We start from the raw sequence: 20,397 nt of genomic DNA, 5'->3' as shown, positions 1-20,397 counted from the left end.
TTTGGCCATGGTGCGTGCGCTGAACAAAATGACGAAGGCAGGTATGCCAGAAAGTGTACGTATCGGCTGAGAGCCGGAGCTGTTACAGGGGAAACTCGCCTCAAATCTGATTTATTCAACAAAGCCCATAATAGGGTGGCGTTCAAGATGCAGACGCATCCGGCTAGCGGCCTTCTGAGCACTTTTATCGTCAGGGGCATTAAGCAAGGTGATAAATTCCTCACCACCGAAACGGTAGATCCGCTCGTTATTGCGCGTCGCGTCCCTCAGGGTGGTAGCAACGGTGCGCAAAACGTCATCCCCAATGTTATGGCCCCAGGTATCGTTAATTAATTTAAACCGGTCAATATCCATGATCAATACATACAATCCCTGCTCCATATCCTTACACTGTGTCTGGATAATCGGAAAGTCCTGGTAAAGCAAATGCCTAAGCGGTAAACCCGTTAGCGCATCATGTAGGTTACGATAATTGAAAAGATAATCCTTATAGCGTCCAAGTGAATCAATAAATGCCTGCTGACTATTACTATAAAGCGTAAGTAATTCAGCAGTAACACTTTTAATTAAAATGGATTGCATTAATTCTCTGGCTACATCATGCATCAATGTATGGTAGTTTTCTATTTCGCGAATCATTTCTCTGTCGAGGGCATTACCTTCCCGACGAAGAGTCAACCATGCACTGAACCGGCAGTGTTGGTGGGACCTCGGATTCATAATGTCGTTTTCAGCTTCGCCACCAATAAGCCCTAAACGAAGCAGTTTTGCAGCCCAGTTGTAATGGTCTTTAATGGCAACATTCAGCTCGGACAATGAGTAATCAAGTTCAGTTATAGTAATTGACATGTCAATCCCATGTTAAACCCGTTCGAGGGAATGTTCTCAAATGTAGTTTAGATTAATTAAAGAAAAACTCAAGCGATGACTTATAATCATATCTAAGTTCGTACAACTTAAAAATATATTAAGCGATCAATCATCTTATAAGTTGATTAAGAGCAAATTACTCGTCATATTGCGTATGATTATTTTTAATTATTTCCAAATGATTTATATCGTCGGGATTTTGAATTACATTAATGAACACCCATTCCTCCGCAAAATGCCACTCCACGCTGAAATTTGAGCATTTTATTATGGCGGGGTAATATTCTCAGAGATAATTTCATCTCTGGCCACGTGGTAGAATAAAGCAAACCCTTACACCTCAACACACTTTAAAATTCCAACAAATAAATAGCAACAAATATTACAATATGCCACTCATTGGCATCGATTAAGAACCCGATAGCTTGAGTTTTTTCGCTCGTAACAACGCCTCGCTAAGCTCGTTATTCAACCATACTGACGTCAGAATCAGGTTCTCATGCCAGCAACGTTACAACCACCAGCCGCAACAGACGGCTTACAACCGGCGCGGTTACAGGGAAACTCGCTTTAAATATTTTTATTCAACAAAGCCCATCCAGATACGAGTAGAGTTCTTACCTATCGTTAACACTTTCATCTTGTGATGGCTGGCAAAGTTCGAAAGAATGAATGTCAATATTCAATGAATTTAAAAAACATATTCAAACAGTGAGATAGGCACTTTTTATTCAATTACTCCCGCCACCATTTCATTCTCCCTCTTTCATTTTCGCCTGATTTTGTGGATTATATATACAAAATGACACAGAGGTTTTCTTGAACACCTCCCATTAATAATGGTCATGAAGATTTTTCTTGTCGGGACAATGCCTTTGCTTAGAAGCGTCTTATGATAAGTGTTATGTATCACCTATTGAAGCCCATTAATGGACTAAGCACAGATGGTTGATATCAATATTTTCTTGAGCGTGCACACAAGAAAATCCATCAATCCTTGGAGCAAAGGAATAATGAAGAAATATATAGCCATTGTACTATCAGTTATTTCCATATTATCATTAAAATCAGTCTATGCTGATGATGGCTTTTGCTCTCTGGCCAGTGGTCCATCTACAGCCAGCTATGACTTCTCCAATATGAGTGTAACTGATCCCGAGAACAACATTCCTGGCACTGTACTCCCTACCGTAAACTTGAGCTCTGGTGTTCAAAATGCATCGATGACATGCACCTGTTCTGGTGGTCCGTATAGGCATATCTGGTTATGGGGGGATACGACCCTCAGCAACCCACAAAATGTGGGTGATTTTATTTATTATGATATCCCAGGAAATAAAGAATTACAGGTAGCGACAAAAATATATACACGCTCAGGATCAGGTTACACTTCAGTTCCTTTTGGTCCAATAAATAATTATAGCACTAACGATCGATATAACTGTAACACTGCGATGGACTTAAGCCTGGGTGGTAACAATACGGGGGGCGCTATTCAGGTTTCTGTCCGTTTAAAAAAATCAATAGTCGGACAGTCAACTATCAACAATGTGTTGGTGGCATCTACATACTGGAATATGGGTGATACCGGCGGTACATCTCATGGGTCGGTTGCGACAACAAATATTTATCTGAATGGTACCGTCACCGTTCCTCAAAACTGTGTTATTAACGCCGGCACACAAGTTGTTGTTAATTTAGGGGAGATGTATGCCACTGATTTTAAAGTTAAGGGGCAAATGCCTGACAATTATACCCCTAAGCAAATAAATATTCCGATTCAGTGCAACGATATGAGTGCAACGGCCAATCTGACATTACGCGTCGAGGGAACAGCGTCGGCTGATGTTCCTGATGCCATTCAGTCTGATAATAGCGATGTCGGTGTTATTATCACTAATGATGAAATGCTCCCACTGACACCAAATAATTCCAGCAGCGTGGTACCCTTTAAACTGGATGACAGTTATCACTCAGAGGTGACCTTATATGCCTATCCGGTTGGCATCACAGGAAAAACACCGATGGAGGGTATGTTCACTACGCTAGCCTACTTGAGAGTAGATTTCTCCTGAAATCGTAGGAACGGGAAAAGCGAGTCCTAAGGAGTTCAAATCAGTACCGTCTTTGAACTCCTTTTAACGATTTTATTTCGCCTGTAGCATCTTCATTGTGGCGTCGATATCAATCTCATCTTCCGAGAAGATGTGCGTCGTTCCCTGGAAAGTGGTGATAACCAGCTTTTTCAGGGTGCGCATTTCGCCTGGTTTTGGCGCCGCTTTCGGGCGGATGTTGTGCATAAGTGCGCCAACCGACAGCACCGTGTTCTCTTTATCAATCCCGACTTCGGCAGGCACTTCTTCGTTGAAGGAAAGGAACGATTTAATCGCCGTGAGCTTGATACGCTCACCCGCGATATAAATGTATTTGCTCTCAGGATCGACCTTCACAGAGAAGGCCGATGGGCCTTTGTTGTTGGTGGCTGGCTCGAACGTCACCGTGGCGTCTTTCTTAATCAGCTCTGGGTTCGAGACCTTAATCACATGAAAATAGCGGTTCTCACCGTTTTCATCTTTGATAAACCCGAAACCTTTGTCTTCAAACCAGGTTGTGATTGTCCCGCGCATCGCCATTACCACCTAATAAATCGTTAAACATGTCAAAAATTGCAGCGCGCAGTTTAAAGCAGAATCCCTGCGTCGACCATGTCTTTAGTTTAAGTCTGAACGATTATTCGCCAGCATGCCAGATAACAGTCGGAGAATTAACGCGGAGTGAAGAAGAGTAAAAAAGAGGGGCGCCCTCCAAAAGGAGTCGCCCCATGAGTATGATGACGATTCAAATCGCCTGGGTGAAAGTACGTGAAATGACATCCTGCTGCTGCTCGCGGGTCAATGCGTTAAATCGCACCGCATAACCAGAGACGCGGATAGTCAGGTTCGGGTAGTTTTCCGGGTGCTCAACAGCGTCCATCAACATCTCGCGGTTCATCACGTTGACATTAAGATGCTGCCCGCCCTCGATGCGCTCCTCATGATGGAAATAGCCGTCGAGCAGCCCGACGAGGTTGGTTTTGCGACTGCCCTCTTCCTTACCGAGCGCCGCGGGGACTATCGAGAAGGTGTAGGAAATACCGTCTTTGGCATAGGTGAACGGCAGTTTCGCCACCGAGGTCAGCGAGGCCACCGCACCTTTGCGATCGCGTCCATGCATTGGGTTCGCACCCGGCGCAAACGGCGTACCGCCCCGACGTCCGTCCGGCGTGTTGCCCGTTTTCTGCCCGTACACAACATTAGAGGTGATGGTCAGCACCGACTGGGTCGGCACCGCATTGCGGTAGGTCGGCAGCGCGCTAATCTTCTTCATAAAGCGCTCCACCAAATCGCAGGCGATGTCGTCCACGCGATCATCATTATTGCCGTACTGCGGGTATTCGCCTTCGATAACGAAATCCACCGCCAGGCCGTTGTGGTCACGAACCGGGCTTACTTTCGCGTGCTTAATCGCCGACAGCGAATCCGCAGCCACCGACAATCCGGCGATTCCGCAGGCCATGGTGCGATAAACATCGCGGTCGTGCAGCGCCATCAGTGAGGCCTCATAGCTATATTTATCATGCATATAGTGAATGAGATTCAGTGCACTGATGTACTGAGTCGCCAGCCAGTCCATAAAGTGGTCTAGGCTGCTCATGACGGTATCGTAATCCAGCACGTCGTCCATCAGCGGAGCTGTTTTCGGCCCGACCTGGATTTTGAGCTTCTCGTCCACACCACCGTTAATCGCATATAACAGCGTTTTTGCCAGGTTGGCACGTGCGCCAAAAAACTGCATTTGTTTGCCGATCACCATCGGGCTGACGCAGCAGGCAATAGCGTAGTCATCACTGTCGAAATCGCTGCGCATCAGGTCGTCGTTTTCATACTGCAATGAAGACGTGGCGATAGACATCTGCGCGGCATATTTTTTGAAGGCAATCGGCAGCGCTTCCGACCACAGAATGGTCAGGTTCGGCTCAGGCGCGGGCCCCATGGTGTGCAGAGTGTGTAAGTAGCGGAAGGCACTTTTCGTCACCAGCGTGCGGCCATCGAGGCCCATGCCGCCAATCACTTCTGTGGCCCAGATAGGGTCGCCGGAGAACAGCGTGTCGAACTCCGGCGTGCGTAGGAAACGCACCATCCGAATCTTCATAATGAAGTGATCGACCAGTTCCTGGGCATCTTTCTCATTCAGTCGACCGGCCTGTATATCGCGTTCAATGTAGATATCGAGGAACGCGGTGGTGCGGCCCAGCGACATCGCGCCGCCGTTTTGCGATTTCACCGCCGCCAGATAGGCAAAATATACCCACTGCACGGCCTCTTGCGCAGTCTGCGCCGGGCGGGAAATGTCATAGCCATATTTGTCGGCCATTTCCTGAATCTGTAATAGCGCGCGGCGGTGTTCCGACAGCTCCTCACGCAGGCGAATGGTGGCTTCCAGGTCTTCTCCACGCTCCATCGCCCCCTGCAAATCAGCAAACTGCAGTTCACGTTCGCGCACCAGATACGTAATGCCGTACAGCGCCACGCGGCGGTAGTCGCCGATAATGCGCCCGCGCCCGTAACCGTCCGGCAAACCGGTCAGCACACCCGATTTACGGCAGCGCATCATTTCCGGGGAATAGACGTCAAACACGCCCTGGTTATGGGTTTTACGCAGCGACGTGAACTGGTATTCAAACTGCGCATCCATTTCACGACCGTAAGCGTCGAACGAGCTTTTGATCATGTTAATACCGCCAAACGGATGCAGCGCGCGCTTGAGCGGTTTGTCAGTCTGCAAGCCGACGATTTTTTCCAGCGGCTGGTCAATGTAGCCCGCGTCATGGGTGGTAATGGTGGTTGCGACGTTGGTATCAAAATCCACCGGCGCATGGGTGGCGTTTTCCTGGCGAATACCCGCCATCACCTTTTCCCACAGCGCCGTGGTAGCCGGCGTGGCGTCAGCGAGAAAAAATTCATCGCCTTCGTAAGGGGTATAGTTTTGCTGAATAAAATCACGAACGTTAATACTGTGCTTCCATTCCGCGCCGTTAAATCCCTGCCAGGCATCGGTATAATGCACATCGTTTATGTCGATATTGACCTTCATTTCTGAGCTCTCTGTTATTCAACTTTCTATTTCAGGAAAGTGCGTATTCAGCAGAGAAATTCATTTCCCCTAACTGAATGGCATCGAGTGCAATCATCTTTTCTTCATTGGTCGGAATAACGACGCAGGCGACAGCCGAATTTGCGCCGGAAATAATCCGCTCATCGCTTCCACGCAGGGTGTTTTTATCCTCGTCCAGCGTCAGGGAAAACACCTGCAAATGCGCCATCACCAGCTGGCGAATTAACGCGGAGTTTTCGCCGATACCACCGGTAAAAATAATGCCGTCGAGGCGATGTAACGACGCAGCGTGCCCGGCAATGTGGCGCGCGATGCGATGAACAAAAGTCTGAATGGCGAGCCGGGCGTGAGTGTGCCCGTCGTGCCACGCCTTTTCGAGCGTGCGCATATCTGAGGAAAGCCCGGAAATGCCCAGTAGCCCGGACTCCTTATTCACCACCCGCTCCAGGTCGCTGAAGCTTTGCCCGGTCTGTTCGGCAATCCACGCCATCGCGCCGAAGTCGACGTCGCCACAGCGGGTGCCCATCATCAGCCCTTCCAGCGGCGTCATACCCATTGAGGTATCAACGCTGCGCCCGTTGCGAACCGCGCAAATAGACGCACCGTTCCCCAGATGCGCAATCACCAGCCCGGAATCCTCTTCACTCAGGCCCAGCAAGGTATGCGCCTGCTGGCTGACATAGCGATGCGAGGTACCATGGAAGCCGTAACGACGCACGCCCAGCGCTTCAAAATAGTGCCACGGCAGGCCGTACAGATACGCGTGCGGCTCCAGCGTCTGGTGGAAACTGGTGTCAAATACCGCCACCTGTTGCACGCCGGGGAACAAACGCTGGGCTGCCTCCACGCCGCTGAGGTTGGCGTAATTGTGCAACGGTGCCAGCGGCGAGACTTCACGGATTTGGGCGATAACCTCATCGGTAATCCGCACCGATTCGCTGAAAAAACTGCCGCCGTGGGCGATACGGTGGCCGATTAAGGACACGCTGTCGATCAGGGTGCGTTTTTCCAGTTCGCTGGCAATCGCCTGCAACGCACATTCGTAGGTTGGGTAAGCCAGCGTCGCTGGCTCCCCTCCGTTCACCGTGAGGGCTGCGCCTTCGTTGTTGATACCGTCCGCGAGGCCGGTGAGCAAAACGTCCTGGCTTTGTGCATCCAGCACCGAAAACTTAATCGATGAGGACCCACAGTTAATGACCAGCACTACCGGAAATTCAATCATTTACGACTCCGTCATCCTTTTCAGAACAGCTTATAAACGATGTTCAGAATGGTCAGGAAACCAATGGCAGTAACAAAAATGTTGTCCGCCTTCCCTTTGAATTTCGCCAGTGCCGGCACTTTACGAATGGCAAACATTGGCAGCAGGCACAGCAGCGAGGCGATAATTGGGGCGCCCATAGCTTCGATTAAGTCGAGAATATTCGGATTGGCATACGCCACCACCCAGGTCGATCCCATGATGAAAATCATGCTCAGGGTGTTCAGTTTACGGCCCGAGATTTTGGTCTTGTCACCCTGGTAGCCGAACTTAAGGATCAGTCCGTTCAGCCCTTCCAGGGTACCGAGGTAATGGCCGAAGAAGGATTTGAAGATAGCGACGAGGGCAATAATCGACGCGCCGTACTCCAGTACGGTGGCGAACGTCGTTTTCTGTCCGGTCATCGACGCGAAGTGGTTTGCCAGGTATGAAAGCACCGGAATGTTTTGCGCTTTAGCTTCCGCCATATTTGCCGGAGAGAGTGTAAACAGGCAGCTAAAGGCAAAGAACATCACCACTGCCACCATCAACATGCTGGCGCGACCGATGATTTTTGAACACTTCTTCTCGGTGTAATCGCGGCCAAACTCCCCTTCATACTCTTCACGCTTGGAGACCACAAACGATGAAACAATCGGCGAAAAGTTGAAGGAAAATACCATGATAGAAATGCCCAGCCATACAGTGACCAGAATGCCGTCATGTCCGATAAAAGAGATATCACTCAGGTTGACCTGCTCTATCACCGCGGAGTTCCAGTATGGGATGAGCGACAGCGAAATCAGGATCAAGCTTGCGATGAACGGAAAGACCAGAAAGCTCATCACTTTCACCATCAGATCTTTACCGAACCAGATAACAAACGCCATCACCAACAGCAGACACAGCGCCACCAGGCCACGGTTGAGCGGTACCATTTGCAGTTGGTTTTCCCAGAAGGTCATAAAGGTGTTGGTTATCGTGACCCCGTAAATCCACAGAAGCGGGCAAATCGCAAAGAAGTAAAGGAAGGTAATGACTACGCCGCCGGTTTTACCGAAGTGTTCTTCGACGGTTTCGGTGATGTTGCCGGACGGATTGCTCCCCGAAAGGCAAAGCCGCGCCAGCGCCCGGTGGCAGTAAAAGGCAATCGGATACGCCAGCACCAGCATCAGTAAAATTGGGATCAGGCCACCGTAACCGGCACGAATAGGGAAAAATAGCACCCCTGCCCCGATAGCGGTGCCAAACAGACCCAGCGTCCAGGTGGTATCAGATTTGCGCCAGGCAGACGCTTTGTCGGCACTGGCAATGAGGGTTTCTGCGTTGCTCATAGTCGTTTCCTTTTCAAAAGAAATTAAGCGTCAACTAAACCGGTAATTTGCGACACGCGGGACAGGTCGATATTGCCGCCAGAAATGATGCTGACGGTTTTGCGCCCACGAATATATTCATCGAGTTTGCCGCTGAGCAGTGCCGCCGAGGCCAGCGCGCCCGCGCCTTCGGTAATGACTTTATTACGCTGGATAAGCGCCACCATGCTGCGGCGAATATCGTCTTCGCTGACCAGCACAATGTCGTCCACCAGTTCGCGCACGATTTCAAAGGTCAGAATGCCAGGGCGGGAGACGTCGCAGCCGTCCGCCAGCGTGGCGCAGGTGCGGTGGTTAGTGATTTCTCCGGCGCGGAACGAGGCCGCCATGCCGTGTACGTTTTCGGACTGCACGCCGATGATGCGGATGGTCGGGTTAATGGATTTGATTGCCGTGGCGATCCCTGCAATCAGGCCGCCGCCGCCGATCGGTACAATCACGTTATCGACATCGTATAGATCCTGGAGGATCTCAAGGCCGATGGTGCCCTGCCCGGCGATAACCATTTTGTCGTCATACGGCGGGATGAAAATACGTCCTTCCATTTCGACGATTTCGCTGGCTCTGGCGATGGTGTCGTTAAAGCTGTCACCGTGCAGCACCACTTCGGCGGAATAATCGGTCGTGGCTGCGACCTTCGATTTCGGCGCACTGCGCGGCATGACCACTTTGCCATCAATGCCGAGCATCGCGCAGGAGAGCGACACACCCTGCGCGTGGTTCCCGGCGGAGCATGCCACGATACCTTTGCGTTTTTCCGCTTCGGTCAAAGAACTTAATTTGTTAAATGCGCCACGGATTTTAAATGAGCCGGTACGCTGCATATTTTCGAATTTGAGATATATTTCGCCTTTGCAGCACTCGCTCAAATAATTAGAGCGCGGCATCCCGGTTTTATATATTTTACCGGCCAGACGTTTTTGCGCCATTTGAATATCATCAAGGGTGACGGGCAGATCGTATGTAATATGCATTTTATCCTCTTCTCAGGAATAAAAAATAAAAAGGGGGCAGAGCCTGTCTTCCAGCGCTCCAGAGTAAGTAATAATAAAAATTTAAATCAGGCTAATTCGGTGAATTCTTTTCGCTTGCGACAATTATGCAGTGAATATTGCTTTGCCAGTTCGACTAATACTGAGGCGGATTTTTTAATTCGATAATTCTTTGACCAAATGGCGGCATAGCGCGCCACCGGCAGCACGTCTTCGACGGGTAGCGTAATAAACTGGTTTGAACCAAACGGGGCAGTCATGTCACACGGGATGACGGTCAGGAAATTGGCATTCAGAACCAGGTTGTAGATGGTGACGACGGAGTCGGTTTTAACGATGTTCTCGGTGCTGATGTGGTGTTTTTCGAAGGTGGTGAGCAGCTCTTTATAGAAACCCATATCGGTTTGCGGCAGGACCCACTGTTCGTTTTGCAACGCGTCCAGCGTGGTCATGCCGGTGCGTGTTCGGGATTTGCTAGCCACCAGCACGAATTCGGATTCAAACAGCGGCTCGACGTGCAGATCCTGTAACTGCATTTCATCGCTAAGGGTGCCGATGGCGAAATCCAGCCTCCCATCACGCAGCGCCGGGAGGAACGATGCCAGCTGTGCTTCGTACATCGATACTTGCGCCTTCGGGAACACCTCTTTGAATTTCTTCATCATACTGGAAAGAAAGGTAAAGCCAATCAGCGACGGGAACCCGAAGGAAACGTCCACCACGTGGCTGCAGCTTAGGCTGTTAATCTCACTCACCATGTTTTTCATTTCACGGGTGATGGACTCGGAATAGGAGAGTAAAACTTGGCCAGCACTGGTGAGCGTCACGCCGGTATTTTTTCGGACCATCAGCTCAATACCAAAATAGGATTCGATGTCATTGATCGTTTTACTGACCGCAGGCTGGGTTAAACCGAGCTGTTTCGCTGCCGAGCCGATAGAGCCACTTCTGATGACTTCCTGAAAAACCACCAGCTGCTGCGTTTTCGGTAAAATGATATTTTCCATCTTATTCACCCTTAATTTCCATTTCGCGGTGAATTCTAGGCAATATAGCCCCACGGGGTATGTGCGATTACTCACAGTTTGCCTGAAACTGTTTTTACACAATCAACCGAAACATAAAAAAACCTTATAATTCATTACGTTGATTATTTCACATCTGCATTTAGAGTGATTTTCATCAATAAATAAGAAGCGTATGAATTTATTTTATGGCGATAAACCATGCCGTTCATCATTATATTTCTCGCTCGCGTAAGGTTAACTTTCAATCAATTAGCGAGCAGGAAATAATCAGTCATTAATCAATTATTTTTGTATTTATCAACATAAGCTATAATGTCACAGGTAAATAAAGGTTAAATTAAGACCAGGTTCGCATTATTATGTTAACCACAGCGCTACAGCAATACTTTGTTATCATCACCTCAGCCTTTACTTAACATATGATTGAAAATCAGTACATATTTATAACACTGCCTTTTCTCGTAAATTCAGGCTAATGTTTTACATAACCTGACATTCATGAGCATAAGAATGAACTCAATTTCGCCATGACAGTCTTTTGTGCTCCATGTCGCATAATGAGCATCTTGCTGCTTTCGACGTGAACGCAGGTTGCCAGATTATTTTTAAACAACACTCGGATTGTCGCATTAATGACCAGACAGCTAAGATCGGGCTTATCCTTCCTAATATCTCCGCCTTCGCGCGGGTGGAGTCAGTATGTTTGATTCAAAAATGGCGGACCTACGACAGGGGCAATGGAAAAAACGTCTTCCGCTGCTGGTCTCAAAAGGTGCACGCTGCGGTAATCCTTATGATTACTACGCGGTACATTTGGTTGATGTCGACCGTAATCGCTATCAACTGGTGGGCTATAAGCATCGCGCTGTGACGCTTGCCCGCTGGGATTATGACGTGGGCCGCTACCTCGACGAGCGCCGCATCAGCGTGGCGGAACTCGATGCTATGCAAGCAGAAATAATCCATCACCGCAGCTACGGGCCGGTGAGTTTCTCCGGCATTCTTGGCTTCAGCTTTAACTACCGCACCCGTTTCACCTATCTCAAAACCCTGTTTAGCCGGGGCAAGGGCAAACTGGTGTCGACGTTTTTCGCCAATAAAGAGCTGAAAAGCCGCGACCGTATCGCCCTGCTTAATCTGCTGGTAAATGAATACATTCAGCAACGCCCATCGCGGCTCCACGCTGGAGTGCTGATCGATGAAGTGATTGAGATGCTATACGGCAAGCTCTGGTACAAGCACATTCGCAACGAAGAGTTCCGTCGCAAGGTGAGATTGCTGCTGAAATCGCTGATCATCACCGGGGATTTGGCTCAGAAAGATGACCGCTATTACGTGCAGCCGCAGTCCGTCGCGACGATTGTCGAATTCGAGAAAGAAGAGCGTCGCGTCGAGCAGCAGGACAAAATGCAACGCAATTTCGTGCGCCTGATGATTGTCATCACCGCTTCTACGGCGCTGATTACCCTTGCGCTGCTCGGGCTGGCTGGCGTGGTCGATTTGCATAAAGTCTGGGACGCCCTCAGCAACCTCAATCCTTTCAGCGTCCTGATGAAGCTGATTTAACGTCTGAACAGGGATGCGCGCTCGCCGCATCCCTGTGCCTTTTCCCCTTCCCAGGTCGATCCTTATCGCGCAGTCGCGGCAAAGCGGCGACGCCGGAATAGAGTGAATCGAACAGGTATTGAAAGTCGGGTATGAAAGCGTAGGCCCGGTGAGCGAAACGCCACCGGGCAAAAAACGTCACTGATTGAAATCAGTCGCGCGTCTGAACCCAGAACGCGTGGATCAGACCCGGAATATAACCGAGCAGCGTCAGCACGATGTTAAGGATAAACGCCCAGCCAAATCCTTTACCCAGCAAAACACCCAATGGTGGGATGAGGATGGTAAAAACGATGCGCCAGAAACCCATAAAAACTCCATGAAATTAGTCATGATAAAAAAAGAGAGACATCTCTAAGCGTAGCCATTGTCGCCCGACCTGGCATTTTCGCCCATCGCGTTTACCCTCTTTTACCTTTTTAACCCTGCGTGCGCTAAGGTATAACGACAGGCAATAAAAAAGGAGAACACAATGTATTCTGTTGGCGATCTGGTACAACCCAAAATGGGCGGACCCAAAATGAAAATCATCGAAATTCACGGCGACCAGATTGTGGCCGTTGCTGCAAGCGATGAACAGGGGGAGAAATATACCCTGAAAGCGGTAGATGTTGCTCCCTACCATGAAGAAGGCGACTTTGGCGTCTGCTAAATAAAAGCGGTGAGGGAAACCTCACCGCCTTCGTTGTTAACGCTTAAATATTAAATCAGAAAATCATTAAGTGACTTACCGTTAGCAACCGCCTGGGCGATCGGCTTCGGCATTCTGCCCTGACCGGTCCAGGTTTTCTGCTCACCGTTGAAATCAGTAAAACGGTATTTAGCCGGGCGAGCCGCACGTTTTTTACTGGTGCCGGTTGGCGCCACAATGTCACCCATCAGGTCATCCGGGGAGATGCCTTCGGATTTCATAAGCTCAAGCCAGGTATTGATTTTTTCCTGCTTCTCGGCCAAGTTTTCGCGCACGCTTTCTTCTTCGCTACGTTTTTCTTCAGTCACGATCCTGAATTTTTCCAGCATCTCTTCAAGCACGTCAATGGAGAATTCACGCGTCATGGCGCGCAGGGTACGAATATTATTAAGTTTCTGTAACAGAATTGACATATGTTATTTAAATTCCTTTCCACTGGCTAAAAATTGGCACTGCGTGAACAATTGTATTATATGGTGGAATTATTTACTACCGCTGCGCCTGTCTCTTTTTTGTCACAGCGACATTATCAAATATATATTTAACCATAGCAGCCTGGACATATTTCTATATATCAGTAAGTGATTACCGGTGACGACTGAATAAATATTGTTGATATTATCTGCAGGCACGCCTGACGGAAGGCCAACTCTTTCTTTGCTGTCAGGCGATTACCCCAGCCCACGACCGACCCATCCCTGAATAAAAAGCCACCCAGGACGCATAGAAAAACCACGGCATTAACAGGATCAACTGCCACAAAAATCGATATACGTAGCGATAAACGCTAAATACTTTTTGATAGATACAATAGGATAAATTTTGCTCGCTCAATCAGCCCACTGAAACAACCCTGTCGCAGGGTAAACACATAACACATTGAAAACAAACACTAAAAATAGCATAAGCAACAAAAATAGCGTTATGCGATGAAAACGTCTCCGTGCAGAGTATTTTATTGACAAAACGCGTATAAATAAAAATTTTGAGCTAGTTGTTACTTTTAATCCAGATGGATATTCTATGCAGGAAAACAGAGCCAACCCAAAGCACTGTTAAGCACGCTAAAAACCGTTTCTACCTCTTTCTTCAAGGAGCATACCGATGTTCTCTGCGCAGTCTCGCCTGCGTCATGCGGCAGCAGACACTTTCGCCATGGTGGTCTACTGCTCCGTCGTGAACATGTTGATTGAAATATTTCTCTCCGGTATGAGCTTTGAGCAGTCACTTTCTTCGCGTCTGGTGGCTATCCCGGTCAACATTTTAATTGCATGGCCATACGGTTTTTACCGTGACTGGATGATGCGTCATGCCCGCCGGTTGAGCCCGTCAAAATGGATGAAAAACCTCGCCGACGTCATAGCCTATGTGACGTTTCAGTCGCCGGTGTATGTCTTGATTTTACTGTCGGTAGGCGCTGACTGGCATCAGATTGCCGCAGCGGTAAGCTCGAATATCGTGGTGTCGATGATGATGGGCGCGGTTTACGGGTATTTCCTCGATTATTGCCGCCGTCTGTTTCGCGTCAGTCAATACGCCTGACGCTGATATACTCTAAATAATTCAAGTTGCAGGCAGACGGCAAACCTGCGAGTCCCCGGGAGCTTACTCAAGTAAGTGACTGGGGTGAGCTGGTGTAGCCAACGCACATGCGGCTTGAAGTATGACGAGTATAAATGCCACGACTGGCCAGACTGCCAGTCGTAGGCTTATAACCCGTCGCCAAAAAGTCCATTCAGAAAACGCTCAAGCGCAATGCGAGAGCTGAAGCCGTGCGGTATTCCATAATGCTGTTGCGCATCGCCGCCTAAATAAAGCGGAAACTGCTGATAATGGTCGCAGGTTTTAATGTCTGAAGCCGGGTCCGCCAGCATATTGCTGCGCTCTTTAAGGGCCGGATGAATGATAAGCGCCGTTCTGCCCATCCTCGCTTCGCGATTCACATAGACATAATTATCGCCACGGCGGTAGCCGTAAATTTTCTGCGTCACGTCGTCCATCGTGAAACCGACTTTTTCAAGAACGCGCGCTACCTCATCAGGTCGTAAATACATAGTGTTTCCTCGTTATCCTGTACAGCCACGCCACCTTACAGTATTCAGCATTAGCATCGCTTTCAGAAAAATCCATAAACGGCTTAATCAGGCGTGATTCATCTCAGAGGATTGAAATCTGTCCTAGACTTAAAGTCACCGTTAATCAGGGGAGGATCCCATGTTCAACAGACCTAATCGCAACGATGTAGATGATGGCGTTCAGGATATTCAAAACGATGTAAGCCAACTGGCCGACTCGCTGGAAGAGGTGCTGAAGTCCTGGGGCAGCGATGCCAAAGACGAATCGGATAACGCCCAGCGCAAAGCCAAAGCATTGCTGCGTGAAACCCGCGCCAGGATGCATGGTCGCACCCGCGTCCAACAGGCAGCGCGTGATGCCGTAGGGTGTGCGGACAGCTTTATCCGCGATAAACCATGGCAAACGGTGGGTGCCGCCGCTGCGGTCGGTATCTTTATTGGCGCGTTACTGAGTATGCGTCGATAATTCATACCCTAAATAACCAGGCGTAATGCTGATAATAAATATGCGTCCGCCCCGGCAGGCTTCTGGTCTGCCGGGGTTTTTATTTTATGGCATCGTAGAGCATTTTCGCCTGCTGCTGCGCCATCGCCAGACTTGAGATATTGGTGAAGCTCATCAACAACCCCGATTCACCCTGACTGTTAATGCGCCAGTCGCTTAATGCCTGAACCGCCAACCGGGCCTGACGCCCACGGCGGGCAAGTTCGTGACAGTCACCGTCGACCCTCATCACCAGCTGAATCCCCCCCTGCTGCGGCACAACGTGAAACCCTTGCTCCGCCAGCGCCTGCTCCAGCCACTGACGCCGCTGGGCATAGTGTTGACGCATCTTTTTCAGATGTCGCCAGAAATGCCCTTCGCGCATGAAATCTGCCATCGTTTGCTGCCACAACAGCGGCACGCCGCACGCCTCCAGCGACGCCTGCTGACGAAACGCGGCCACCTGTGGCAGCGGCACCACCAGCCAGGCGGTGCGCAGTGCGGGAAACATCGATTTGCTGAACGTTCCGGCGTAAATCACCCGCTGCGGCGCATCCAGGCTTTTAATCGGCGGCAGCGGTTTGCCCTGATAACGAAATTCGCTGTCGTAGTCATCTTCGATGATCCACGCTTCCCTGTGCATGGCCCAGTCCAACAGCTGATGGCGGCGCGGGAGTGACAGCGCTACGCCCAGTGGGCTCTGATGCGCGGGCGTCAGCAGCGCAAAACGTGCATCCGGGGCCAGCCGCAGTCCTTCATCAATACGCATGCCTTCGTCATCCACCGGCACCGGACAACACGCGATCCCCTGACGGGCGATCAGCGGGCGGATCAACGGAAAACCGGGATCTTCCAGCCAGATTTTATCCCCCGGCTGGCCGAGCGTGTTCAGGATCAGTCCCATCGACGCCGCATAGCCCGTGGTGATAAACACCTGTTCCGGCAGACACTCAATGCTGCGGGAAAAACGCAGGTATTCGACAATCGCACTGCGCAGCGCCATTTCGCCGCACACATCACCGAGCGCCAGATCGAAGCGCGTCTGGGTGCGCAGCCGCCGTCCCATCACCCGCGCCCACTGCGCACGTGGGAACAAATCCAGGGCAGGCAACCCCATCTGGAACGGTTGCGGCTCCGGCTGCTCATCGCCGTACCACATCGGTTCCGGCGCGGCGGGCGCTGGCACCACACCTGCACTGACAAACGTTCCCGCCTGTCCACGTCGCTCCAGCCAACCCTGCGCCACCAGCTCACCGTAGGCGGCTTCGACCGTGGCGCGCGAGACGCCAAGTTCCTGGGCGTAGACCCGGCTGGCAGGCAGCCGTTTACCCGGCGCGAGATCGCCCTGCTCAATGGCAGCTTTAAGCTGGCGGGAGATTTGCTGGTAGCGTGGTCCACGAGAGATGTCATTCATGGTCTGGTTTTTTACTCAAAATATGGCTCTCTTTAGCAGACCATTATAGTGCTAAAGTTCAGCCATCGTTAAGAGGAGAAACCCGATGACCACATTACGTCAGCCGTACTATGAACTAAGCCCTGAAGTCTATGCCGCCTTTGTGCAAGCAAGTAATGCGCTTGAGCACAGCGAGCTGGATCTGTCGTTGATTGAACTGGTGTATCTGCGCGTATCGCAGATTAACGGCTGTGCTTTCTGCCTGGAGATGCACAGTAAAGCGCTGCGCAAACAGGGCGTTGGGCAGGTGAAGCTGGACGCGCTGGCCGGCTGGCGCGTGAGTCAGCAGTTCTCCGACCGTGAGCGAGCGGCGCTGGCCTGGGCGGAGGATGTGACCGACATTGCCCGCACCCGTGCGGAAGATGCGGTATATGAGCCGCTGCTGGCTTATTTCAGCGCGAAAGAAATCAGTGAACTGACCTTTGCCATCAGCCTGATGAATGCCTTTAACCGTCTCGCCGTCAGTATGCGCATGTAATTTCAGTCAAAAAACCTCACCCTCGCTACGCTCGTTAGCGGGGGCAAATCAACTCAAAATAACTATATATTGTATGGTTGAAGTTTTTATTAACTACATCTAGTATTCCTGTTGAAGAGACACCCCCACAACCGACGCTCACTTTCGCGCCGCTTTTTCATTTTAAACGGAAATACGAATCATGCGCATTACTATTTACACTCGAAACGACTGCGTTCAATGCCACGCCACCAAACGAGCGATGGAATCCCGGGGCTTTGAGTTTGAGATGGTGAACATCGACCACGATCCTGCCGCCGCTGACACTCTGCGCGAGCAAGGATTCCGCTCTCTGCCGGTGGTTTTCGCCGGAGAAGAAAGCTGGTCAGGTTTCCGCCCGGACATGATCAACCGCCTGCGCCCTGAGGCGACTGCGGCTCGCGCATGAGCACCCTCGTCTACTTCTCCAGCAGTTCCGAAAACACGCTGCGCTTTATTGAGCGTTTAGGGCTGCCTGCGGTGCGCATTCCGCTTAACGAACGCGAACGGATTCAGGTAGACGAGCCGTACATTCTGGTGGTGCCAAGCTACGGCGGTGGCGGTACAGCGGGCGCTGTGCCTCGCCAGGTGATCCGTTTTTTAAATGACCCGCACAATCGCGCGCTGATCCGCGGCGTGATTGCTTCGGGAAACCGAAACTTTGGCGAGGCCTACGCCCGCGCCGGAGACGTGATTGCGCAGAAATGTGACGTGCCTTATCTCTACCGTTTTGAGCTGATGGGCACCCCGAGCGATATCGATAATGTGCGAAAAGGAGTGAGCGAATTTTGGCAACAACAACCGTAGAACGTGTGACCCACAGCACCCCGGACTACCATGCGCTGAACGCAATGCTGAACCTGTACGACAAAGCGGGCCGCATTCAGTTTGAAAAAGATGCCGAGGCGGTGAGCGCTTTCATGGAAAGCCACGTCAGACCACAAACCCGCACCTTTGCCAACCAGGACGCGCGGCTCGACTGGCTGGTTGCCGAAGGGTATTACGATGCCCGCACGCTCGCCCGCTTTGATCGCGCCTTTGTGGTTGACCTGTTCGCCCACGCTCATGCCAGCGGTTTTCGCTTCAAAACGTTCCTCGGCGCGTGGAAGTATTACACCAGCTACACCCTGAAATCCTTCGACGGGAAACAGTTTCTCGAACACTTTGAAGACCGGGTGGTGATGGTTGCGCTGAGTCTTGCACAAGGCGATGAAGCCCTTGCCCGCCAGCTCGTCGATGAAATGCTTTCCGGACGTTTTCAGCCCGCCACCCCGACGTTCCTCAACGGAGGCAAACAGCAGCGCGGTGAACTGGTGTCCTGTTTCCTGCTGCGTATTGAAGACAATATGGAGTCAATTGGTCGTGCGGTGAATTCGGCGTTGCAGCTCTCCAAACGCGGCGGTGGCGTGGCGTTTTTGCTCTCCAACCTGCGTGAATCCGGGGCGCCAATTAAGCGCATTGAAAATCAGTCCTCAGGCGTTATTCCGGTGATGAAGATGCTGGAAGATGCGTTCTCTTACGCCAATCAGCTTGGCGCACGTCAGGGCGCTGGCGCGGTTTATCTGCATGCGCATCACCCGGATATCCTGCGCTTTCTGGATACCAAACGCGAAAATGCTGACGAAAAAATCCGCATCAAAACGCTGTCGCTCGGCGTGGTGATCCCGGATGTGACCTTCCAGTTAGCGAAAGAAAACGCGCAGATGGCGCTGTTTTCGCCGTATGACGTGGAGCGCCTGTACGGCAAACCGTTTGGGGATGTTGCCATTAGCGAGATGTACGACGAACTGCTCGCCAACGACCAGGTGCGTAAAACGTACATTAACGCCCGTGATTTCTTCCAGACGCTGGCCGAAATTCAGTTCGAATCCGGCTATCCGTACATCATGTACGAAGACACCGTGAACCGCGCCAACCCGATTGCCGGGCGCATCAACATGAGCAACCTGTGCTCTGAAATCTTGCAGGTTAACAGCGCCTCGACCTTCGATGAGAATCTGGATTACGCCCACACCGGGCACGATATCTCCTGCAACTTAGGCTCGCTGAATATCGCCCTGGCGATGGATTCCGCTGACTTCGGCCTGACGGTGGAAACCGCCATCCGCGGCCTGACGGCGGTGTCGGACATGAGCCACATTCGCTCGGTGCCGTCAGTTGAAGCTGGAAATGCCGCCTCGCATGCCATTGGTCTCGGGCAGATGAACCTGCACGGTTATTTAGCGCGGGAAGGCATTGCCTACGGCAGCCCGGAAGGACTGGATTTCACCAACCTCTATTTCTACACCGTGACGTGGCACGCGCTGCACACCTCGATGAAACTGGCGCGTGAGCGCAAGCAACGTTTTGCCGGGTTTGCCGATTCACGCTACGCCAGCGGAGAGTATTTCCGTCAGTATCTTGAGAATGGCTGGCAGCCGAAAACCGAGAAAGTCCGGGCGCTGTTTGCCCAGGCTGGTATTACCCTACCCACTCGCGAGATGTGGCAACAGCTGCGTGAAGACGTGATGCAGCATGGGATTTATAACCAGAATCTACAGGCGGTGCCGCCGACCGGGTCGATTTCCTATATCAATCACGCGACGTCGAGCATTCACCCGATCGTGTCCAAAATTGAAATTCGCAAGGAAGGCAAAACCGGCCGCGTTTACTATCCCGCGCCATTTATGAACAACGACAATCTGGCGCTGTATCAGGATGCCTACGAAATCGGACCGGAGAAAATCATCGACACCTACGCCGAAGCAACGAAACACGTTGACCAGGGACTGTCGCTGACGCTGTTCTTCCCCGATACCGCCACCACCCGCGATATCAATAAAGCGCAGATCTACGCCTGGAAGAAAGGCATCAAGACGCTGTATTACATTCGCCTGCGCCAGCTTGCGCTGGAAGGCACTGAAATTGAAGGCTGCGTGTCGTGCGCGCTGTAAGGA

20 protein-coding genes are annotated in these 20,397 nt (G+C 50.9%); 9 read left to right on the top strand and 11 right to left on the bottom strand.

Annotation, left to right across the window (positions count from 1 at the left end; all coding sequences use genetic code 11):
• Window positions 1-111: 111 nt before the first annotated feature.
• On the bottom strand, window positions 112-849 hold the full coding sequence (locus MUU46_RS01285; protein WP_258964540.1) for a diguanylate cyclase domain-containing protein: 738 nt from the start codon (window positions 847-849) through the stop codon (window positions 112-114).
• A gap of 965 nt (window positions 850-1,814) precedes the next feature.
• Here MUU46_RS01285 and MUU46_RS01280 point away from each other — a divergent pair.
• On the top strand, window positions 1,815-2,945 hold the full coding sequence (locus MUU46_RS01280) for a fimbrial protein (RefSeq protein WP_258964539.1): 1,131 nt from the start codon (window positions 1,815-1,817) through the stop codon (window positions 2,943-2,945).
• Window positions 2,946-3,017: 72 nt separating this feature from the next.
• Here MUU46_RS01280 and MUU46_RS01275 read toward each other — a convergent pair whose 3' ends face one another.
• The 6 genes from MUU46_RS01275 to tdcA form a co-directional block, all read right to left on the bottom strand.
• Complete coding sequence (locus MUU46_RS01275; protein ID WP_258964538.1) at window positions 3,018-3,503, bottom strand: cold shock domain-containing protein; 486 nt, start codon at window positions 3,501-3,503, stop codon at window positions 3,018-3,020.
• A 205-nt stretch (window positions 3,504-3,708) separates the two neighbouring features.
• The gene (pflB, locus tag MUU46_RS01270) at window positions 3,709-6,003 is read right to left on the bottom strand and encodes a formate C-acetyltransferase (protein ID WP_258964537.1); all 2,295 of its coding nucleotides are present in this window, start codon (window positions 6,001-6,003) and stop codon (window positions 3,709-3,711) included.
• Between the two features lie 31 nt (window positions 6,004-6,034).
• On the bottom strand, window positions 6,035-7,246 hold the full coding sequence (tdcD, locus tag MUU46_RS01265) for a propionate kinase (RefSeq protein WP_258964536.1): 1,212 nt from the start codon (window positions 7,244-7,246) through the stop codon (window positions 6,035-6,037).
• A 20-nt stretch (window positions 7,247-7,266) separates the two neighbouring features.
• The gene (gene tdcC / locus MUU46_RS01260) at window positions 7,267-8,598 is read right to left on the bottom strand and encodes a threonine/serine transporter TdcC (RefSeq protein WP_159758114.1); all 1,332 of its coding nucleotides are present in this window, start codon (window positions 8,596-8,598) and stop codon (window positions 7,267-7,269) included.
• Window positions 8,599-8,621: 23 nt separating this feature from the next.
• A complete protein-coding gene (gene tdcB, locus MUU46_RS01255) occupies window positions 8,622-9,611 on the bottom strand; it encodes a bifunctional threonine ammonia-lyase/L-serine ammonia-lyase TdcB (RefSeq protein WP_258964535.1) in 990 nt (329 codons plus the stop codon).
• Window positions 9,612-9,697: 86 nt separating this feature from the next.
• Complete coding sequence (gene tdcA / locus MUU46_RS01250; RefSeq protein ID WP_159758118.1) at window positions 9,698-10,636, bottom strand: transcriptional regulator TdcA; 939 nt, start codon at window positions 10,634-10,636, stop codon at window positions 9,698-9,700.
• A gap of 720 nt (window positions 10,637-11,356) precedes the next feature.
• On the opposite strand from tdcA, the gene MUU46_RS01245 reads away from it, so the two are divergent.
• On the top strand, window positions 11,357-12,223 hold the full coding sequence (locus MUU46_RS01245; protein ID WP_159758120.1) for a hypothetical protein: 867 nt from the start codon (window positions 11,357-11,359) through the stop codon (window positions 12,221-12,223).
• Window positions 12,224-12,413: 190 nt separating this feature from the next.
• Here the strand turns inward: MUU46_RS01245 and MUU46_RS01240 are convergent, their stop codons facing one another.
• Complete coding sequence (locus MUU46_RS01240; protein ID WP_110511345.1) at window positions 12,414-12,572, bottom strand: YqaE/Pmp3 family membrane protein; 159 nt, start codon at window positions 12,570-12,572, stop codon at window positions 12,414-12,416.
• 162 nt (window positions 12,573-12,734) lie between these two features.
• Here MUU46_RS01240 and MUU46_RS01235 point away from each other — a divergent pair, with 162 nt between their 5' ends.
• Window positions 12,735-12,914 carry a GDFGVC terminal motif YodC-like protein gene (locus tag MUU46_RS01235; RefSeq protein WP_159758122.1) on the top strand — a complete coding sequence of 60 codons (180 nt, stop codon included), beginning with the start codon at window positions 12,735-12,737 and terminating at the stop codon, window positions 12,912-12,914.
• Between the two features lie 50 nt (window positions 12,915-12,964).
• Here the strand turns inward: MUU46_RS01235 and stpA are convergent, their stop codons facing one another.
• Window positions 12,965-13,366, bottom strand: coding sequence for a DNA-binding protein StpA (gene stpA / locus MUU46_RS01230; RefSeq protein ID WP_159758124.1), 402 nt, complete (start codon window positions 13,364-13,366; stop codon window positions 12,965-12,967).
• A gap of 691 nt (window positions 13,367-14,057) precedes the next feature.
• Here stpA and alaE point away from each other — a divergent pair.
• A complete protein-coding gene (gene alaE, locus MUU46_RS01225; RefSeq protein ID WP_159758125.1) occupies window positions 14,058-14,495 on the top strand; it encodes an L-alanine exporter AlaE in 438 nt (145 codons plus the stop codon).
• A 167-nt stretch (window positions 14,496-14,662) separates the two neighbouring features.
• Here alaE and MUU46_RS01220 read toward each other — a convergent pair whose 3' ends face one another.
• Window positions 14,663-15,007, bottom strand: coding sequence for a DUF2002 family protein (locus tag MUU46_RS01220; RefSeq protein WP_110511349.1), 345 nt, complete (start codon window positions 15,005-15,007; stop codon window positions 14,663-14,665).
• Window positions 15,008-15,167: 160 nt separating this feature from the next.
• On the opposite strand from MUU46_RS01220, the gene MUU46_RS01215 reads away from it, so the two are divergent.
• A complete protein-coding gene (locus tag MUU46_RS01215; RefSeq protein ID WP_258964534.1) occupies window positions 15,168-15,494 on the top strand; it encodes an ElaB/YgaM/YqjD family protein in 327 nt (108 codons plus the stop codon).
• Window positions 15,495-15,573: 79 nt separating this feature from the next.
• Here the strand turns inward: MUU46_RS01215 and pdxR are convergent, their stop codons facing one another.
• Window positions 15,574-16,926 carry a MocR-like pyridoxine biosynthesis transcription factor PdxR gene (pdxR, locus tag MUU46_RS01210; protein WP_258964533.1) on the bottom strand — a complete coding sequence of 451 codons (1,353 nt, stop codon included), beginning with the start codon at window positions 16,924-16,926 and terminating at the stop codon, window positions 15,574-15,576.
• Between the two features lie 85 nt (window positions 16,927-17,011).
• On the opposite strand from pdxR, the gene MUU46_RS01205 reads away from it, so the two are divergent.
• The 4 genes from MUU46_RS01205 (at window position 17,012) to nrdE (ending at window position 20,394) form a co-directional block, all read left to right on the top strand.
• On the top strand, window positions 17,012-17,443 hold the full coding sequence (locus tag MUU46_RS01205) for a carboxymuconolactone decarboxylase family protein (protein WP_258964532.1): 432 nt from the start codon (window positions 17,012-17,014) through the stop codon (window positions 17,441-17,443).
• A 181-nt stretch (window positions 17,444-17,624) separates the two neighbouring features.
• Window positions 17,625-17,870 carry a glutaredoxin-like protein NrdH gene (gene nrdH, locus MUU46_RS01200; protein ID WP_159758133.1) on the top strand — a complete coding sequence of 82 codons (246 nt, stop codon included), beginning with the start codon at window positions 17,625-17,627 and terminating at the stop codon, window positions 17,868-17,870.
• Window positions 17,867-18,268, top strand: coding sequence for a class Ib ribonucleoside-diphosphate reductase assembly flavoprotein NrdI (gene nrdI / locus MUU46_RS01195; RefSeq protein WP_258964531.1), 402 nt, complete (start codon window positions 17,867-17,869; stop codon window positions 18,266-18,268). The genes nrdH and nrdI overlap by 4 nt, the downstream gene beginning before the upstream one ends.
• A complete protein-coding gene (nrdE, locus tag MUU46_RS01190) occupies window positions 18,250-20,394 on the top strand; it encodes a class 1b ribonucleoside-diphosphate reductase subunit alpha (RefSeq protein ID WP_258964530.1) in 2,145 nt (714 codons plus the stop codon). Before nrdI ends, nrdE begins: the two co-directional genes overlap by 19 nt.
• The last annotated feature ends 3 nt before the right edge of the window (window positions 20,395-20,397 follow it).

The sequence above is a fragment of the Scandinavium tedordense genome, from assembly GCF_024764965.1.
In the GTDB taxonomy this organism is placed as follows: Bacteria; Pseudomonadota; Gammaproteobacteria; order Enterobacterales; family Enterobacteriaceae; genus Scandinavium; species Scandinavium tedordense.
Note: the sequence above shows the minus strand (reverse complement) of the source record. Positions and strands in the feature narration are given on the sequence as shown.

Bases quoted from the DNA above. Each gene is read 5' to 3' on its own strand.
- MUU46_RS01285 (WP_258964540.1), bottom strand. From the start codon at position 849: ATGTCAATTACTATAACTGAACTTGATTACTCATTGTCCGAGCTGAAT.
- MUU46_RS01280 (WP_258964539.1), top strand. From the start codon at position 1,815: ATGGTTGATATCAATATTTTCTTGAGCGTGCACACAAGAAAATCCATC.
- MUU46_RS01275 (WP_258964538.1), bottom strand. From the start codon at position 3,503: ATGGCGATGCGCGGGACAATCACAACCTGGTTTGAAGACAAAGGTTTC.
- pflB (WP_258964537.1), bottom strand. From the start codon at position 6,003: ATGAAGGTCAATATCGACATAAACGATGTGCATTATACCGATGCCTGG.
- tdcD (WP_258964536.1), bottom strand. From the start codon at position 7,246: ATGATTGAATTTCCGGTAGTGCTGGTCATTAACTGTGGGTCCTCATCG.
- tdcC (WP_159758114.1), bottom strand. From the start codon at position 8,598: ATGAGCAACGCAGAAACCCTCATTGCCAGTGCCGACAAAGCGTCTGCC.
- tdcB (WP_258964535.1), bottom strand. From the start codon at position 9,611: ATGCATATTACATACGATCTGCCCGTCACCCTTGATGATATTCAAATG.
- tdcA (WP_159758118.1), bottom strand. From the start codon at position 10,636: ATGGAAAATATCATTTTACCGAAAACGCAGCAGCTGGTGGTTTTTCAG.
- MUU46_RS01245 (WP_159758120.1), top strand. From the start codon at position 11,357: ATGTTTGATTCAAAAATGGCGGACCTACGACAGGGGCAATGGAAAAAA.
- MUU46_RS01240 (WP_110511345.1), bottom strand. From the start codon at position 12,572: ATGGGTTTCTGGCGCATCGTTTTTACCATCCTCATCCCACCATTGGGT.
- MUU46_RS01235 (WP_159758122.1), top strand. From the start codon at position 12,735: ATGTATTCTGTTGGCGATCTGGTACAACCCAAAATGGGCGGACCCAAA.
- stpA (WP_159758124.1), bottom strand. From the start codon at position 13,366: ATGTCAATTCTGTTACAGAAACTTAATAATATTCGTACCCTGCGCGCC.
- alaE (WP_159758125.1), top strand. From the start codon at position 14,058: ATGTTCTCTGCGCAGTCTCGCCTGCGTCATGCGGCAGCAGACACTTTC.
- MUU46_RS01220 (WP_110511349.1), bottom strand. From the start codon at position 15,007: ATGTATTTACGACCTGATGAGGTAGCGCGCGTTCTTGAAAAAGTCGGT.
- MUU46_RS01215 (WP_258964534.1), top strand. From the start codon at position 15,168: ATGTTCAACAGACCTAATCGCAACGATGTAGATGATGGCGTTCAGGAT.
- pdxR (WP_258964533.1), bottom strand. From the start codon at position 16,926: ATGAATGACATCTCTCGTGGACCACGCTACCAGCAAATCTCCCGCCAG.
- MUU46_RS01205 (WP_258964532.1), top strand. From the start codon at position 17,012: ATGACCACATTACGTCAGCCGTACTATGAACTAAGCCCTGAAGTCTAT.
- nrdH (WP_159758133.1), top strand. From the start codon at position 17,625: ATGCGCATTACTATTTACACTCGAAACGACTGCGTTCAATGCCACGCC.
- nrdI (WP_258964531.1), top strand. From the start codon at position 17,867: ATGAGCACCCTCGTCTACTTCTCCAGCAGTTCCGAAAACACGCTGCGC.